Origin of the sequence: Kribbella sp. NBC_01245 (assembly GCF_036226525.1) — a bacterium.
Lineage (GTDB): Bacteria > Actinomycetota > Actinomycetes > Propionibacteriales > Kribbellaceae > Kribbella.
In genome coordinates this window covers 7,487,240-7,502,812 of record NZ_CP108487.1, presented here as the reverse complement: position 1 = coordinate 7,502,812, position 15,573 = coordinate 7,487,240, and the positions used below count along the sequence as shown (strand labels likewise).

13 protein-coding genes are annotated in these 15,573 nt (G+C 67.6%); 1 reads left to right on the top strand and 12 read right to left on the bottom strand.

Annotated features, from left to right (window positions below; genetic code table 11):
- Window positions 1–44: 44 nt before the first annotated feature.
- Complete coding sequence (locus OG394_RS34370) at window positions 45–392, bottom strand: VOC family protein (protein ID WP_328991365.1); 348 nt, start codon at window positions 390–392, stop codon at window positions 45–47.
- Window positions 393–1,199 (bottom strand): trans-aconitate 2-methyltransferase, encoded by an 807-nt coding sequence (locus tag OG394_RS34365; protein WP_328991364.1) that lies wholly within the window; start codon window positions 1,197–1,199, stop codon window positions 393–395.
- A gap of 171 nt (window positions 1,200–1,370) precedes the next feature.
- Between OG394_RS34365 and OG394_RS34360 the strand changes: the two genes are divergently transcribed.
- Window positions 1,371–1,859, top strand: a complete 489-nt coding sequence (locus OG394_RS34360; RefSeq protein ID WP_328991363.1) for a MarR family winged helix-turn-helix transcriptional regulator — start codon at window positions 1,371–1,373, stop codon at window positions 1,857–1,859.
- 566 nt (window positions 1,860–2,425) lie between these two features.
- Here the strand turns inward: OG394_RS34360 and OG394_RS34355 are convergent.
- The 10 genes from OG394_RS34355 to OG394_RS34310 all read right to left on the bottom strand — a co-directional run bounded on the left by OG394_RS34355 (window position 2,426) and on the right by OG394_RS34310 (window position 15,450).
- Entirely contained in the window at window positions 2,426–4,240 is a 1,815-nt protein-coding gene (locus OG394_RS34355; protein WP_328991362.1) for an ABC-F family ATP-binding cassette domain-containing protein, read from the bottom strand.
- Window positions 4,241–4,687: 447 nt separating this feature from the next.
- The gene (locus OG394_RS34350; RefSeq protein ID WP_328991361.1) at window positions 4,688–6,535 is read right to left on the bottom strand and encodes a translation factor GTPase family protein; all 1,848 of its coding nucleotides are present in this window, start codon (window positions 6,533–6,535) and stop codon (window positions 4,688–4,690) included.
- 158 nt (window positions 6,536–6,693) lie between these two features.
- Window positions 6,694–9,018, bottom strand: coding sequence for an ATP-binding protein (locus tag OG394_RS34345; RefSeq protein ID WP_328991360.1), 2,325 nt, complete (start codon window positions 9,016–9,018; stop codon window positions 6,694–6,696).
- On the bottom strand, window positions 9,018–9,950 hold the full coding sequence (locus tag OG394_RS34340) for a 4-(cytidine 5'-diphospho)-2-C-methyl-D-erythritol kinase (protein WP_328991359.1): 933 nt from the start codon (window positions 9,948–9,950) through the stop codon (window positions 9,018–9,020). The genes OG394_RS34345 and OG394_RS34340 overlap by 1 nt, the downstream gene beginning before the upstream one ends.
- A gap of 3 nt (window positions 9,951–9,953) precedes the next feature.
- Window positions 9,954–10,859, bottom strand: coding sequence for a 16S rRNA (adenine(1518)-N(6)/adenine(1519)-N(6))-dimethyltransferase RsmA (gene rsmA, locus OG394_RS34335; RefSeq protein WP_328991358.1), 906 nt, complete (start codon window positions 10,857–10,859; stop codon window positions 9,954–9,956).
- A gap of 38 nt (window positions 10,860–10,897) precedes the next feature.
- Entirely contained in the window at window positions 10,898–12,001 is a 1,104-nt protein-coding gene (locus tag OG394_RS34330; protein ID WP_328991357.1) for a ubiquitin-like domain-containing protein, read from the bottom strand.
- A gap of 233 nt (window positions 12,002–12,234) precedes the next feature.
- Entirely contained in the window at window positions 12,235–12,843 is a 609-nt protein-coding gene (locus OG394_RS34325; protein ID WP_328991356.1) for a nitroreductase family protein, read from the bottom strand.
- A complete protein-coding gene (locus tag OG394_RS34320; RefSeq protein WP_328991355.1) occupies window positions 12,830–13,756 on the bottom strand; it encodes a hypothetical protein in 927 nt (308 codons plus the stop codon). Before OG394_RS34320 ends, OG394_RS34325 begins: the two co-directional genes overlap by 14 nt.
- Window position 13,757: 1 nt before the next feature.
- The gene (locus OG394_RS34315; RefSeq protein ID WP_328991354.1) at window positions 13,758–14,672 is read right to left on the bottom strand and encodes a TatD family hydrolase; all 915 of its coding nucleotides are present in this window, start codon (window positions 14,670–14,672) and stop codon (window positions 13,758–13,760) included.
- Window positions 14,673–14,856: 184 nt separating this feature from the next.
- Entirely contained in the window at window positions 14,857–15,450 is a 594-nt protein-coding gene (locus OG394_RS34310) for a TIGR03086 family metal-binding protein (protein ID WP_328991353.1), read from the bottom strand.
- Between the last annotated feature and the right edge of the window lie 123 nt (window positions 15,451–15,573).

The window sequence follows — 15,573 nt, the reverse complement described above, 5'->3', positions numbered from 1 at the left end:
TGCGGACCAGATGTGACCACTCGCGGACAAAAGGAGTTTCAGAGTCAGACGAGTTCGATGCGGTTGCCGTGGCCGTCGACCGTATGGAAGCGGCGGCGGCCGGGGATCGTCTCGTTGTCCCAGGTGACCGGAAAGCCCCTGGCCGCAAGGACTTCCGCGTAGTGGTCAAGGTCGTCCACCGCCAGCGCCGGATGGGCCTTGCGGGCTGGGCGGAAGTCCGCCTCGACGCCGATATGGATCTCGGCCTCACCCAGGCGGAACCAGCAGCCGCCGCGGGCCGCGAGTAGCGGGGGCTTGTCGAGTTCGGTCATGCCGAGCGCGTCGCGGTAGAACGCGCGGGCGATCTCCTCACCACCCGGCGGGCACGAGACCTGCACATGGTCGAGCCGCATCTACTTCTCCTCCCCATTGGCCGACTTGTGCGCAACCGCGAAGATCCGGCGGAACGGCAACACCGTGCCGAACGCCCGCCGGGGATACGCCCGCGCCAGGCGTTCGCCGTACTCCCGCTCGAACTCCACCCGCAACTCATCCGGCAACGACTGCAACACCGGACGAGCACCCGTCCCCTTGACCCATTCGAGCACCGCGTTGTCGCCCTGCAAGACATGGCTGTACGTCGTCTCCCACGCGTCGACCTCACACCCGGCCGACGTCAACACGTCCAGGTAGTCGGACGGCTCCGGCAAATTCGTCCGTACGGCGTTCGCCGCGGCGAATTCGGCGTACGGCGCGGTGGTCGCCAACTCGCGGAGAATCTCGTGCGAAGGCGCATCGTGGTTGCCCGGGATCTGGATCGCGAGCCACCCACCAGGACGCAGGCGCTCGACGAGCCCCGGCAGCAGGTCGAGTTGGTCCGGCAACCACTGCAGCGTCGCGTTGGACACGATCACGTCCACCGACTCGGCCGGCGTGACCTTGATCCACTCGCGCAGATCCGCCACCTCGAAGGTCAGTCGCTCCCCCTCGAACTCCGTCGCGGCCGCGATCATCTCCGCCGAACTGTCGACGCCGTGCACGGAAGCACCCGGCCAACGGTCGAGCAACGTGACGGTCAGATTGCCCGGACCGCACCCGAGGTCGACCACGGTGATGGGCGAATCGGCCCGGACCCGGGAGAGCAGATCCGCGAACGGCCTGCCGCGCTGGTCCGCGTACTTGCCGTATTGCTGGGGATTCCACACCGGTGAGGTGCGCATCGTCGCCTCCTGACGCTAGGTGATCGGCTCGGAAGTTCGTCGAGGTGCGTGCCTAGGCGCCGCAGCCACTCGACGAACTTCCCGTGCCGGCCATTAAGTCTCTTGATATCAAGATATCTTGCTGGCGAGTTGTCTTGATGTCAAGAGTCTTGATGACATAGGCTCGACACCATGGAAGACGAGGTCGACCGGCTGATCGAGGCCTGGCGCCGTGAGCGGCCCGACCTCGACGTCGCGCCGATGGAGGTGCTGTCCCGGGTCAGCCGGCTGGCCCGCCACCTGGACCGCGCCCGCAGCCAGGCCTTCGAGTCGTACGGCCTGGAGTCTTGGGAGTTCGACGTGCTGGCGGCATTGCGCCGGGCCGGCTCGCCGTACCAGCTCTCCCCCGGGCGGTTGCTCAAGGAGACGCTGGTGACGTCGGGCACGATGACGAACCGGGTGGACCGGCTGGCCGCGCGTGGACTGGTCGAGCGCCTGCCCGATCCGGCCGATCGTCGTGGCGTGCTGGTCCAGTTGACCGATGCCGGCCGTGATTCGGTCGACGCCGCGATGGCCGATCTGCTCGCGCATGAGCGGGCATTGCTCGGTTCGATCAGCGAGCGCGATCAGCTCCGGATCGCGCGCGTATTGCGCGAACTCGTGCGGCCGTTCGACGCCTGAAACCGTGATCAGAGATATCTGAAAATCCAGCGCGTCACTTTGTGGCGTCACCGATCGTTGCTAGTTGCAACGAGATCGAAAAGGCGCTGTGTCCGGACCCCATCGACACCTGGTGAGCAACTGACTACAGTCCGATTCGGTACCTGCGAAGCTTCGGCGGAATGAGGTGGTCCGCCGAAAGCGGCTGGTTCTGTCCGGGGCTCGGGGCTCGGACAACACCGGCCGGTCTGGGGACCGCCCGACCCAGGATCCGCGCCGTACCCTCCCCACGACAGGGGATGGGAGGGTACGTCGCGGATCCACCAACCCCACTCATCGGCCCCTTACGACACGGCACGTCGCCATTCATCGGTCCCTTGTGCCCACGCACCGCCGCCGCGAGACGCCCGCCTACACAAGACCAGGTGCGCACGCCTACTCAAGACTGCGACGATCGGTCCCAATTTGCCGCTGGCCGCCGGCGATCAGCTGACAGGCAGCAGAAGAGCGGCAAATTGGGACCGATCGTCGCAGTCTTGTGCACCACCCGCCGCCACCCGGCCGCGAACCACTTCGGCGCTTTGGTGCTACTCCGCGCGCTCGGCCGCTTCGAACCAGGCGAGTTCGAGCTCGCCGCGCTCGTCGGCGATCTTGCGCAACTCCGCGTCCAGCTCGGCCAGTTTGGCGTAGTCGCTGGCGTTCGCGCCCATCTGGTCGTGCAGTTTGGCCTCGGTCTCGGTCAGCTTCGCGAGCTGCCGCTCGATCCGGTTCAGCTCCTTCTTCGCCGCCCGGGCCGTCGCGGGATCCACCGCCGGCGCCTCGTCCGCACTGACGACTGGCGCCGGATCGTTGTCCTCGGCAACTTCCGGCGCGGCGGCCACCGTACGCCGCCTGGGCGTCGTACCAAGTCGCTCAAGATATTGCTCGACCCCACGCGGCAGGTGCACGACCGTGCCGTCGCCGGGCACGGTGTAGACGCTGTCACTGACACGCTCGAGGAAGTACCGGTCGTGGGTGACGACCAGCACCGTGCCGGGCCAGCCGTCCAGGAAGTCCTCGATCACCGTGAGGGTCTCGACGTCCAGATCGTTGGTCGGCTCGTCGAGGATCAGCACATTCGGCTCATCCAGCAGCACCCGCAACAACTGCAGCCGGCGCCGCTCGCCACCCGACAGATCACCGATCCGCGTTGTCAACCTGTCGCCCGTGAAGCCGAACCGCTCAAGCAACTGCGATGCCGTCATCTCGCCGCCCGAGCCCGCGAGCTGAGCCGCCCGACGGATCCCAGTGATGTGGCTGAGCACCGTCAGCGAGCCGTCGAGGTCCTCCAGCGCCTGCGAGAGATGCGCGATCTTGACGGTCTTGCCCTGCTTGACGCGCCCCTTGTCCGGTGTGACCTGGCCGGTCAGCAGTCGCAGGAACGTCGTCTTCCCGGCGCCGTTCGGCCCGAGCAGCCCGAGCCGATCGCCCGGTCCGATCCGGAAGGTCAGATTGTCGAACAGCACTCTGTTGCCATAGGCAAGCGAAACGTGCTCGGCGTCGAACACGTCCTTGCCCAGCCGCGAGGTGGCGAGCTGGGCCAGCGCGAGGCGGTCGCGGGGCGGCGGCTCGTTCTCGATCAGCGCATTGGCCGCGTCGATCCGGAACTTCGGCTTCGACGTACGCGCGGGTGCACCGCGACGCAACCAGGCCAGCTCCTTGCGCAGTACGTTCTGCCGCTTCTCCTCGGTGACCTTCGCCGTCCGGGAGCGCTCGGCCTTGGCCAGCACGTACGCCGCGTAACCGCCCTCGTACGACGTCACGTCGCCGCCGTGGACCTCCCACGTGTTCGTACACACGGCGTCGAGGAACCACCGGTCGTGTGTGACCACGATCAACGCGCCGGCCCGGTCGACCACGTGCGCCGCCAGCCAGTTGACCGCCTCGATGTCGAGGTGGTTGGTCGGCTCGTCCAGGATCAGCAGGTCCACATCGGTCAGCAGCAGCTTCGCCAGCGAGGTACGACGCCGCTCCCCACCACTCAGGCTGGCGACCTTCGCCTCGTGGTCGACGCCACCGAGCAGGTGTTCCATCACCGAACGCGCGCGCGGATCCGCGGCCCAGGTGTAGGTCTCGACGTCGCCGAGTACGGCGGCCGCGACCGTCGAGTCCGGATCCAGGTCATCGGTCTGACCGAGGAATCCGAGTCGCAGGTCGCGGTTATGCGTCACCCGGCCGGAGTCGGCCTCCTCCTGGCGCGCGAGCACCCGCAACAGGGTCGACTTGCCGTCACCGTTGCGGCCGACCACACCGATACGATCACCGCGGCCCACCCCGAGACTGACGGCATCGAGAAGGATCCGGGTCCCAAAGCCTTTGGTAACGGCTTCGAGATTGACAAGGTTCGAGACAGGAGCGGCCATAACCCGCCCAGCCTAACCGCCCACCCCACCCCCACCCGAATCCCCACCACCCCCTGATATCCCGCTCATCGGTCCCTCGTGACCCGGCGTGTCCGCGTTCATCGGTCCCTTCCGACCAAACCCCGGCGCGTCATCGAACCGTTCTGACCGGGCGTGGTGGCGTTCATCGGTCCCTTGTGACGCGGTGTGTCGGGGTTCATCGGTCCCTTTTGACCACACGTGCGCCTTCCGCGGCGTCCCGCCCGGGCCTTCCACTTTGCATTCATTCGTCGGAATCCGCCCTCGCCCGTCAACTCCCCTGCACCGGTCCGCTGTGACCACGAGGGCGGATTCCGACGAATGAATGCAAAGTGCGGTAGGCCCGCCAGAACTCCTTTGGTCACAAGGGACCGATGAAGGGCAACACGCCGCGTCACAAGGGACCGATGAGTGGGTTGGGAGGGAGGGCTAGTGGGGGAGGGGGTGGTGGGTGTGGTGGGTGGTGGTTAGGAGGGCTTCGCCTTGGGTTAGGGCGGGGAGGTGGGTTTCGAAGGTGTGGGTTCGGGCGGCTGGGATGAGGCCGGTGAGGTGGGCCGACGTGGGAGTGACGGTGGTTTCTTGCACGATGGCGGCGTTTTCGGCGAGCTTGGCGAGTACGGGGGCGAGGGTGTCGGCGGGGATTTCCAGGCCGAAGTGGTTCATCGGCTGGCAGAGCTGGGTGCCGGCGCGTTCGAGGGCCAGGTGCAGGACCTCGGGGACCAGGCGGCGGAAGTCGCCGGCCGTGCTGGCAACCGACGAATACCCCGTGTGGGTCACCGTGACGAGGCACTCCGACACCTCCCAGCCGTGCAGGCCGCCACGCCGAAGGTAGGAATGCACGGTCTCCTCGATCGCCGTGTGAAAGGCACGCGGCAGACCACCGAGCTCAACCTCGAGCTGGTATCCAACACCGGCACCTGGTTCGATCCGAAGGCCGACGGTGGCTATGCAGAGGTTGCCGGGTTCGCCCATGAAGCGGACGGCCTCGCCGATGCCGATCGGGCGTTCTTGCAAAATCGGCCGGGTCTGTTCGAACGTGGCCGCCACGTTGAAATCGCCCAGCAGGAGGGCCTTGAGCACCTCCTTCTGCACCTCGCCGTAGAGGCATACCGACACCTCGTGACCATTGACCCGCAGACGGATCAGCGGATCCTGTTCGGCCAATTTCTGGAGCGCCGTGAACAGCCGGACCCGGTCCGACGGATCAGCCGCCCGCACTGACGTCTCCAGCGTCGGCGGCGGGAACGAGATGGCGCCCGCGCGTTCGTCGTACCGGCCGAGCTGGTCGCCGATCCGGACCTCGCCGAGCCCCCAGATCTTCGCGATCCGGCCCGCCTCCGCACGGTCGACCGGGACGGCCTTACCGCTTTCGAAGACCTGCAGCCGGGAGACCTTTCCGTCGTACGACGTCGGCCCGTCGAAAAGGCTGACGCGGTCCCGGACAGCGAGCGCGCCTTCAAAGAGCCGGGCATAAGCGATGCGTTCGCCGGCCGGACCTCGTTCGATCTTGAAGACCTCGCCTTGTAACGCGCCATCCGCAGGCTGGGCGGAGGCGGCCGGAAGGAAAGTGCGGATGCCCTCGGCGAGTTCAGGCACGCCTTCGCCGGTAATGGCCGAGCCGAAGTAGACCGGATGCACAAGCGCCCGCCGGGTCTGATCGACCAAGCCGTCAAAAGCAGCGACCGGCGATGAGCCGGAGATGTACGCCTGCAACCAGGAGTCGTCGTTCTCGGCCAGCGCCTCGCGGACCCGGTCGACCCACTTTTCGTTGCCTGGGGCAAAGGGTTGGTACGACGCGACGCGGGTGCCGAGGTCCGTCACCGAGCCCATCGGTACGGCGGTCGGCGTGAGTTTGGCCGCGATCGACTCGAGTAGATCGTCGTACCGCGCGCCGACCCGATCGATCTTGTTGACGAACAACAAGGTCGGGATGCGCAGCCGCATCAACGTCCGCATCAGCAGCCGCGTCTGGGCCTGAACGCCCTCGACCGCCGAGATGACGAGTACGGCGCCGTCGAGCACGCGCAGAGCACGTTCGACCTCGGCGATGAAATCGGAGTGCCCCGGGGTGTCGATCAGGTTCACGGTGAGATCGCCGAGCGGGAACGAGACCACGGCCGAGCGGATGGTGATCCCGCGCTGGCGCTCGAGGTCCATCGAGTCGGTCTGGGTACTGCCGTCATCGACCCGGCCAACGGTGTCGATGACCCCGGCCTGCCAGAGCAGACGTTCGGTCAGGCTGGTCTTTCCGGCGTCAACGTGGGCCAGAATCCCCATGGTCAGAGCAGAGGTACGCAAGAAGGGTCCAAGGGTGTGCGAAGAGACAGGAGGTCCCGATGTCTTGCGACGCCTGGCGCATCCCCGACTCCTCTCACATCCACGATTCACACACGTTCACACTCGATGAACACGCTGACGGTACCGCCGAATCGCCGTCAGTGCTCGCGAATTATCCGGTCCATCTCGGCGGCCAGCTCGATCTCGCCCGTCACCTCGTAGATCGCCCGCGCCGCCGCCAGCTCCGCCCGGGCCTCCGGCTCGCGATCGAGCGCCAGCAGCGACAGGCCCAGGCCATGACGGGTCGAGGCCTCGCCACCGCGATCGTCGTACCGGCGGGCCAGTTCCAGCGCCGCGGTCAGCTCGCGCAGGGCCGTCTCATGGTCGCCGCGCAGTTGCGCCAGCCGGCCGACTTCAGCGCGGGCCCGGGCCTGGCTGCCGCGATGCCCGAGGCGGTCCGCGATCTCCGCGCACTGGCGCAGGTCCCGCTCGGCGGCGGCGTAGTCGCCTCGGCCCCGGTACGCCGCACCCCGGCCGAGCAGCGCGGCCAACGTAGAGCCGTCACTTTCGCTGAGGCTGAGCGCTTGGGTGTACTCGGCCACTTCGGCCTGGTGGCGCCCGACCCCGCCGTAGATCCGGGCGAGATTGATCCGGGCCCAGGTTTCGCCATGGCGGTCGCCCACCTGATGGGCGTGCTCGACACCGCGTTCGCCGTAGCGCACGGCGTCGGTGGGATGCCCGGCCGCCTCGAGGCCATAGCTGAGGTTGACCAGGCTCTGTCCGATCCCCCCAGCCGAGCCGACCTGCTCGAAGACCCGTAGTGCCTCGCGGAATTCGTCCAGCGCCCGTTCGAACGAACTCAGGCCGGCCGGGACGAGATCGACCCGGACCAGGCCGAGGTCATTGCGCACGAACCCCTCCGCCATCCGGTCGCCCATCTCGATCGCGACCCGCAGGCCGATCTCGCAAATGCGGAAGTGATCCAGCCAGTAGCCGCGCGACATCCCGAACTGCGCCAGGCCGACCGCCAGCGGCAGCACCGAAGGCGTGCCCTGCAGAGCGGCCGCGACCAGGTTCGCATGTTCGGCCTCCAGCCAATCGAGGGTCGTGACGAGATCGCCCAGCTCAGGTGCGTCCCCGGCCCAGCGTCCATCGGCCCAAGCCAGGCGCGCACTGGTCGGGCGGTTCAGTGTGCACGCCCGCCACGCCACTGCATTGAATAGAGCCGTCAGACCTTCCACATCAGGCTGTACGCCGAGCTCGCGCGCGTAGACCCGTAGTAGGTCGTGGAAGCGGTATCGCCCGTCGGCAGTCGGTTCGACCAGGTGTAGGTCGGCCAACCGCTCAAGCAGACGCTCAGCCTCATACGGCTCTACCCCGAGCATGGCGCCTGCCACCAGCCCCGACAGGTCTGGACCATCGAAGGCGCCAAGCTTAGCGAAAGCCTCCGCCGCAGCCCGGTCGCTCTCCGAAGAGCTCTTGGCGAGCTGATCGATCGACACTGCGAAGGCGGCTCGGATGCCGGCATCAGCCCCATCGAGGACGTCGAGCCGGGATGCCTTCAACCGCTGGACCAAGTAGGCCACGGGCCAGCTGGGCCGATCGGCAAGCCGCGCGCCGGCCAACCGAACAGCCAGCGGCAGTAGCCCGCTAGCTTCGATCAAGTCGGCTACGGCGGCCGGTTCGGCCTCTAGCCGGGCTGGCCCGACCATTGATCGCAAGAGGCCCTCGGCCTCGTCGGGCGCCAGCAGGCCTAGCGGCAGTTGGTGAGCCCCGGCCAGACCGGTCATCGTATGGCGGCTAGTGATGACGACGGCACAGCCTGGACCGGCTGGTAGCAGAGGTAGCACCTGCGCAACGTTCGCCGCGTTGTCCAAGACGAGCAGAACCCGCCGGTCGTGCAAGAGCGAGCGGAACCTTGCCGCGGCCAGTCCGGTCTCCGCCGGGATTTTGTCCGAGGGAGTGGCCAAACCGCGCAGCAACTGCCCCAGCGCGTCAAGCGGCGACAGCGGTTCGATCGGCGACTGGCCGCGCAGGTCGAGCCAGAGATGTCCGTCTGGGTAGTCGTCCGCGACCGCCTGCGCGACCTCGATCGCGAGCGTGGTCTTGCCGATTCCGCCCATGCCAGTAACCGCGACGACCACCGGCCCTCGCCTGGACGACAACAAGTCCGTGAGGCGCGAGACATCCTCAGTCCGGCCAGTGAAGTCACTGACCGCCATAGGCAGTTGCCGAGGCACGTCCGGCGGCGCGACGACAGGCATGGCCCGGCGGCTAGGGATGGCCTCCAGCAGCGGATCCGCCGGTACGCCGAGTGCCGCCGCGAGCTGCTCGACCGTGACCCGGCGGGGATAGCGCCGGGCGCCACGTTCGAGCGTGCTGACGGCTTCGACGCTCAGACCAGAGCGATGGGCGAGCTCATCCTGCGTCAGTCCAGCCTCCCGACGGCATCGGGTCAGCAGCACTGCGAAGGGCTCGGGCATTAGCGCGCCGGCCCCGGAATGATTCGTGCACCCGGCACAGGTCCTTCGGCCTGCCGGACCATCCTGCAGAGCCCGGAGTCGGCCAGGTGAACTGCTAGATCCACTGCCCGGCGACTGTCCGGAGCGAGGAACAAGCAGGTGGGTCCAGAGCCAGAGATCATCGCAGCGAGCGCACCCTTGTCCAGACCGAACTGCAGGGTCTCCCCCAGCTCAGGTCGTAGGGACAACGCTGCCGCCTGCAGGTCATTGCTGAGCGCAGGAGCAAGTGCAGCCGGCTCACCCGTCAAGAGGGCCGACAGGAGCTCGGGAGCAACCTCTGGCGGCTCCACCCGGCGCAGCGGCCTGAGCCGGTCCAGCTCGCCGTACACCTTGGGCGTGGATAGACCGCCTGTAGCGATCGCGAAGACCCAGTGGAACGTCCCGCGCGACATGACCTCGGTTACCTGCTCACCGCGGCCACGGCCAAGTGCTGTGTGTCCGACCAGGCAGAACGGTACGTCGCTGCCCAGTGTGGCCGCGTGCCGTTCCAGGTCGGCAGAGGCCAGTTGTAGGCCCCAGAGCCGGTTACACGCGACAAGGGTGGCGGCAGCGTCCGTAGAGCCTCCAGCCATCCCACCCGCCACCGGGATGGTCTTGCGGATAGTGAGCTCTACGCCCGCGTCAACGTCGTACTCGGACTGCAGCAGCCGAGCGGCCCGCACGGCCAGGTTGGTGTCGTCGGCCGGCACCTCGGTCGCGAAGTCGCCGAGCACCTCGACGGTGATCTCGCCATCCTCGCGGGAGACCGCGGTGACGTCGTCGTACAGCGCGACGGCCTGGTAGACCGTGGCGAGCGGATGGAAGCCGTCTGAGCGTGGCGCACCAACGGACAGACCGAGATTGATCTTCGCCGGGGCCCGGACGGTGACCTGGGAGGCAGGAGGCACGGGCACAGATTAGGGGCTGACCGGATCGGGACCCGGCATCTGAGCGCGAACTCCCGCGATCCGGGCGAAGTCGGCGATCCCGAGGACCTCACCACGGGCACCGGAATCGACCCCGGCAGCACGCAGCACCTCGTCCAGCACCTCGCGATCCGGGCACCAGCGGGCCAACGCCGAACGCACGGTCTTACGCCGCTGCGAGAAGGCCGCGTCGATCACGGCGAAGACCTCTTCGCGGCTGGCCTCGGTGGCCGGCGGCTCGCGCCGTTCGAACCCGACCAGCCCGGAATCGACGTTCGGGGCGGGCCAGAAGATCTGCCGCCCGACCGGACCGGCCCGGCGCACGTCGGCGTACCAAGCGGCCTTCGCGGACGGGATGCCGTACGTGCGTGAGCCAGGCGGTGCCGCCAACCGGTCGGCCACCTCGGACTGGACCATCACCAGCCCATGGCGAATCGTCGGCGCGATCGACAGGAGATGCAGCAACACCGGCACGGCCACGTTGTACGGCAGGTTGGCCACGCAGGCGTCGGGAGCGCCGATCTGCTCGGACGTCACGGTCATCGCATCAGCCAGTACGACGGTGAGGCGGTCGGCCTGCGCCGGGGCGTACGTCGCGATCGTGTCGGGCAGTGCCCCGGCGAGCAGCGGGTCGATCTCGATAGCGGTGACCCGGTGACCATCGGCCAGCAGCGCCAGCGTCAGCGAGCCCAGCCCGGGCCCGACCTCGAGCACGGTCTCACCGGTCTCGGCCAGGCCGGCGGCGCGCACGATCCGGCGGACCGAGTTCGGGTCGATGACGAAGTTCTGGCCACGCTGTTTGGTCGGGCGCAGCGCCAGCCGTGCGGCCAGCGAACGCACATCCGCCGGACCGAGCAGTCTCGGTCCGGCGGATGCGGGTGTCTCATGAGCGGTCACGCCGCCCAGTCTCGCTTATGTCGCGCAATTGCCGGGTATCAGGCGCGCTTACCGCAGACCGGCCAGGCGCCGTAGCCGCCTTCGGCGTCACGGACCTTCTCGGCGATCGCGATCTGCTGTGCCTTCGACGCCAGGTGCGCGTTGTTGGCGTACTTCCCGCCGCCATAGTTGAGCCACGTGCTGTGGCTGAACTGCAGGCCGCCGTAGTACCCGTTGCCGGTGTTGGTCGCCCAGTTGCCACCGGACTCGCACTCGGCGATCCGGTCCCAGGCGGCGGTGCCACCGATCACGGGGTCCGTCTCCTCGGGCTTCGGCTTGGTCCCGACGGTGACCAGCTCGGCCACCGGCTTGACCAGGATCTTGCTGGAGACCTCGCGAGTGGCGACCAGCTTGCCGCTCACGAAGGACAGCACCAGCTGCACCTGACGCTTACCGGCTACGCCCGGACGGGTGGTCTTCTTGTCGCCCACGAACAGGGTGGCGCTCTTGGTCTCGGTCTTCTCGAACGGGACCGGCACCACCTTCGTGCTGCGCTTGTGGTCGACCTTCGCGATCACGATCCGGGTGCCGGACTTGATCGCGGTGGTCACGGCCGGGGTGACCCGGTCGTCGCCGTCGACCTTCACGTTCGCGTGGTCGATCGCCTCGGCCACGGTCGTACCAGTGGTCTTGAACGGCAACGTCTTGCCGTAGCGAACGAAGTACACCGTCTTGGGCGTCCGGACGGTCAGGGCTAGACCCTCGCGGCCGATGGAGGCACTACGGCTGGTGGATAGCTGAGCGCCGGCTGCGTACCGCAGGTTCAGCTCGGTCAGCGCCTCGCTGACGGTGTCCTCGGTGGTCCAGAAGCTCTTCTTCTTGCCATCCGCGTTCACGGTCAGGGGACGGGCGAACTGCACCGCGATCTCCTGGCCTTCCTGCAGCTTGGCATCCAGCGCGGGCGCGACCTGGTCCCGATCGGTGACGGTGATCTTCTTCGCCTTCAGGGCGTCGGCGACCGTGGAACCAAAGGTGTGCACCTTCTGCACCTGTCCGTCGACCGACAGCGTGACGGTCTTGCTCTTCGTCGCGTAGGCAACGCTTCCGCCCGCGACAGCAATCGCAGTCGCGGCAGCCGCGACAGCGATGATGGACTTACGCACAAATGCTCCCAGATAGAGCTACCCGGGCACGGGGAGGGACAGCACTGACGAACGCCGCGATTCGCCAGGGATTCAGGGCCTGGAGGACACGGTCTTCGCCGAGGGGCGTGCTGTCCGGGATCTTCCCCGATCCCGGCCAACATCACGAGACAGTAACGAAGAACGTCACGAAACGCCAAACCACTCGCCGAATGCGTGAAATTACAGTAACGGCTCGGTTGCATTAAGTGATATCAACCCTCACGCCATTGGCCGCGGTGCACCACTTCCGCGGGAGTTCGGCGGCCCCGCTTGAGCGACGGCGACGGCCGATCGGGCGCACGGTAGCCGATCGAGATCACGCCCACCGCGTCGTACCCCTCAGGAACGCCGAACTCCTTGCGAATAAGGGAAATCCGGTCGGTCGGCATACCGAAGAAGCACGCGCCGAGCCCCTCATCCACGACCGTCTGGAGCATCAACAGCGCGGCCATCCCGGTGTCGATATACCAGTACGGCGCACTCCAGCGGGACTCGTCGCGATCGGTCAGCCCCTTGTCCTTCTCGGCGTACCGGTCTAGATAGGTGTCCTTGTGCGCGAACGCCAGAACCAGCACCGGCGCCCGCTGAAGCCCCTCGATCCACTGGACGTATTTCGGGTCCGGGTCCGGCGCGGCGACAGCCCAATACCGATCCGTGTCGGGCTTCTCCAGCACGAGAAACGCCCAGCCCTGGCTGAAGCCGGCCGACGGAGCCCGGAGGCCGTTCGCCAGGATCCGGTCCAGGATCTCGGGCGGTACGGGCCGGTCCGGGTCGTAATCCCGCACCATCCGGCGACGGCGTACGACCTCACTGAACTCCATGCTCGACCAATCTGTTCAAGAGGTATGCCTCGGTGCCCGCGAGCCCGACCGAGCAGAACACCACGACCTGGTCCGGATCGATCCGGCCCGGCCGCTCCCCCGCGACGATCGCGCCGAGGCTGACGAGCCGCTGGTGTTCGGGAGTGCCGGCGAGGACGTACGGCGGATCGTACGCATGCGTCTGCGCGATGGAGTCCGTGACGGCCAGATCCGCCCGGGCGATCAGGTCCGGACCGAATTCGGCGCGCCCTTGCTGCTTCGGCCCGAGCGTCGTGACGAACGCGCCCGGGGAGATCCAGGCCGGGTCGATCGCGGGCGTCGCGCTATTCGTTGCCACCAGCACCAGTTGTTTCCCGGCCACGGCGTCACGTGCCGACTCGACCGGATAGGCGCCGATCCCCAACGCGTTCGCCCTTGCACAGAAGGCCTCACGTCGTACCGGATCACGTCCGAACACCGCGATATCGGTCAACCGGCGCACGGCCGCGACGGCCTGGAGTTGCGCGAGCGCCTGCACGCCGCTGCCGATCAGGCCGAGGCTGGTCGCGAGGGGATTGGCCAGTACGTCGGCCGCGACCGCGCCGATCGCCCCGACCCGGCGTGGACCGAGCTCGTTGCTAATGGCAACAGCCTTGACCGCGCCGTCGTACCAGTCGTGGATGACGATGACCTGGTCGCCCGCGTCCCGGCCGAAGGAGTCGTACGAGCGGAAGCCGTACCACTCGCCGTCGAGAGCGCCCGCGGTGAAGACGAGCCGGCCGTCGCCCAGGTCGGCGCTGACCCGGGGCGGCGTGTGGAGGCGTCCGTGGTGCGCGTCGACCAACGCCTCCCGCATCCAGGAGGCGCCTCTTGCCGGGGTGAGCCCGATGGCGATCTCCTGGTCGGTGATCACCGTCGGATGGCGTTGGGTCACGTCACCAGGTGCCGCCGAAGACCTTGTCGGCGTTCTCGTTGAGCGCGGCGCAGAGCTCGGCGACGGAGATGTTCAGTACGGCCGCCATCTTCCGCACGGTATGCGGGATCAGGTACGACGCGTTGGGCTGGCCGCGGTGCGGGGAGGGCGTCAGGTACGGCGCGTCGGTCTCGACGAGCACCCGGTCCAGCGGAGTCACCGCGAGCGCGTCCCGCAGCGACTGCGCGTTCTTGAACGTCACCACGCCCGCGAAACTGAGATAGGCCCCGCGGTTGACGCACTCGCGGGCGAACTCGGTATCACCCGAGAAGCAGTGCATGACGAGTCGCTCCGGCACACCCTCGCGGTCGAGGATCTTCAGGATGTCGTCGTGCGCGTCCCGGTCGTGGATCATCAGGGTCTTGTCGAGGCGTTTGGCCAGCTCGATATGGGCCGCGAACGACTCGTGCTGCGCGGCGCGTCCCTCGGGCCCGGTCCGGAAGTAGTCCAGCCCGGTCTCCCCGATCACCCGCACCCGCTCGGAACTCTTGGCCAGCCGCTCGATCTCCGCCAGCGCGTCTTCTAGGTCGCCCGCCTCGGCGTGTTTGGGCGCCTCGTTCGGGTGCAGGGCGACGCCCGCGATCACGCCCTTGTACGTCGCGGCCGCCTCGACCGCCCAGGCCGCGCCGGGTAGATCGCAACCGACTTGCACGATCCGCGTCACGCCGACGGACTTCGCGAGCTTGATCGCCTCGGCGGCGCCCAGCCAGTTACCGTCCTCGCCGTCCGCGATATCGAGGTGGCAATGCGCGTCCACCACGCTCATCGGCAACGGATCCGGCAACGCCGGCCTGGTCCGATCCCGCGACCGCCCGTCCTCACTCACCGCAGCCCGCTCCCGCGTAGGCCGCTCCACCTCCGCACCCTCAAAACCCATACCCCCACCCTATTCCGTCTCCCCGGCGCTCTCTCCCTCCGTCCATCGGGCCGCTGCGACGCGGCGCAAGTCTTTGCATTCATTCGTCGGAATCCGCCCTCTCAGCCACCGCGGTCCAGTACAGGTCAGCGGACGGACGAGGGCGGATTCCGACGAATGAATGCAAAACCCCAGGCAGGCAGGGCTAGCTGGGCTGCCAGGTGGGGGTGCGGCCGGCTAGGCCTAGGGCCTGGTGGAAGGGTGGGGCGTCGGGCGGGACTTCGACGGCCGGGCCGAAGGATCCGCCTGCGCGGGCCATGTCAGCAAAGGCGTTCATTTGGGTGAGGAGTTCCTCGGCCAGGGGCGGTTCCGGGTCGAAGGGCTGACCGGTGGCGACGGCGAGATCCCAGCCGTGCAGGAGGTACTCCGCGAAGAGGATGCCCGCGATCATCCCGGCCGGCATCTTGCCCTCACCCGATACACCGGTCTCGCCTTCCGAGGCGGACGGCTCGGTCCAGGCCTCGGCGGCGGCGCGCGCCTGGTCGTCGTACAGCTCGGACCATTTGTCGAGGCCGCCGACCGCCTCGATCGGGTCGTACGACGGATCCAGGGGTGTCTGTGGTTGCTTGCGGGCTGCCTTTTCGGCGCGTTCGCCGGTCCAGTGGCCGATGTGGTTCACCAGGGTCCGGACGTCGTACTCGGGGCAAGGTGTCGGCCCGTCGAGTTGCTCCGGGGTCACACCGGCAACCACCCGAGTGGTCATCTCGGCGGCGGCGGGCATGAGTTTTCCGCTGGTCATGGTTCCTCCAAGTATCGAATTACCCCGACCGTAGGCGTCCGGTACCCGCAGAGGATTGGACAAAAACGACAGCCGCCTTTTGCATTCATTCGTCGGAATCCGCCCTCTTCCGTCCGCTGACCT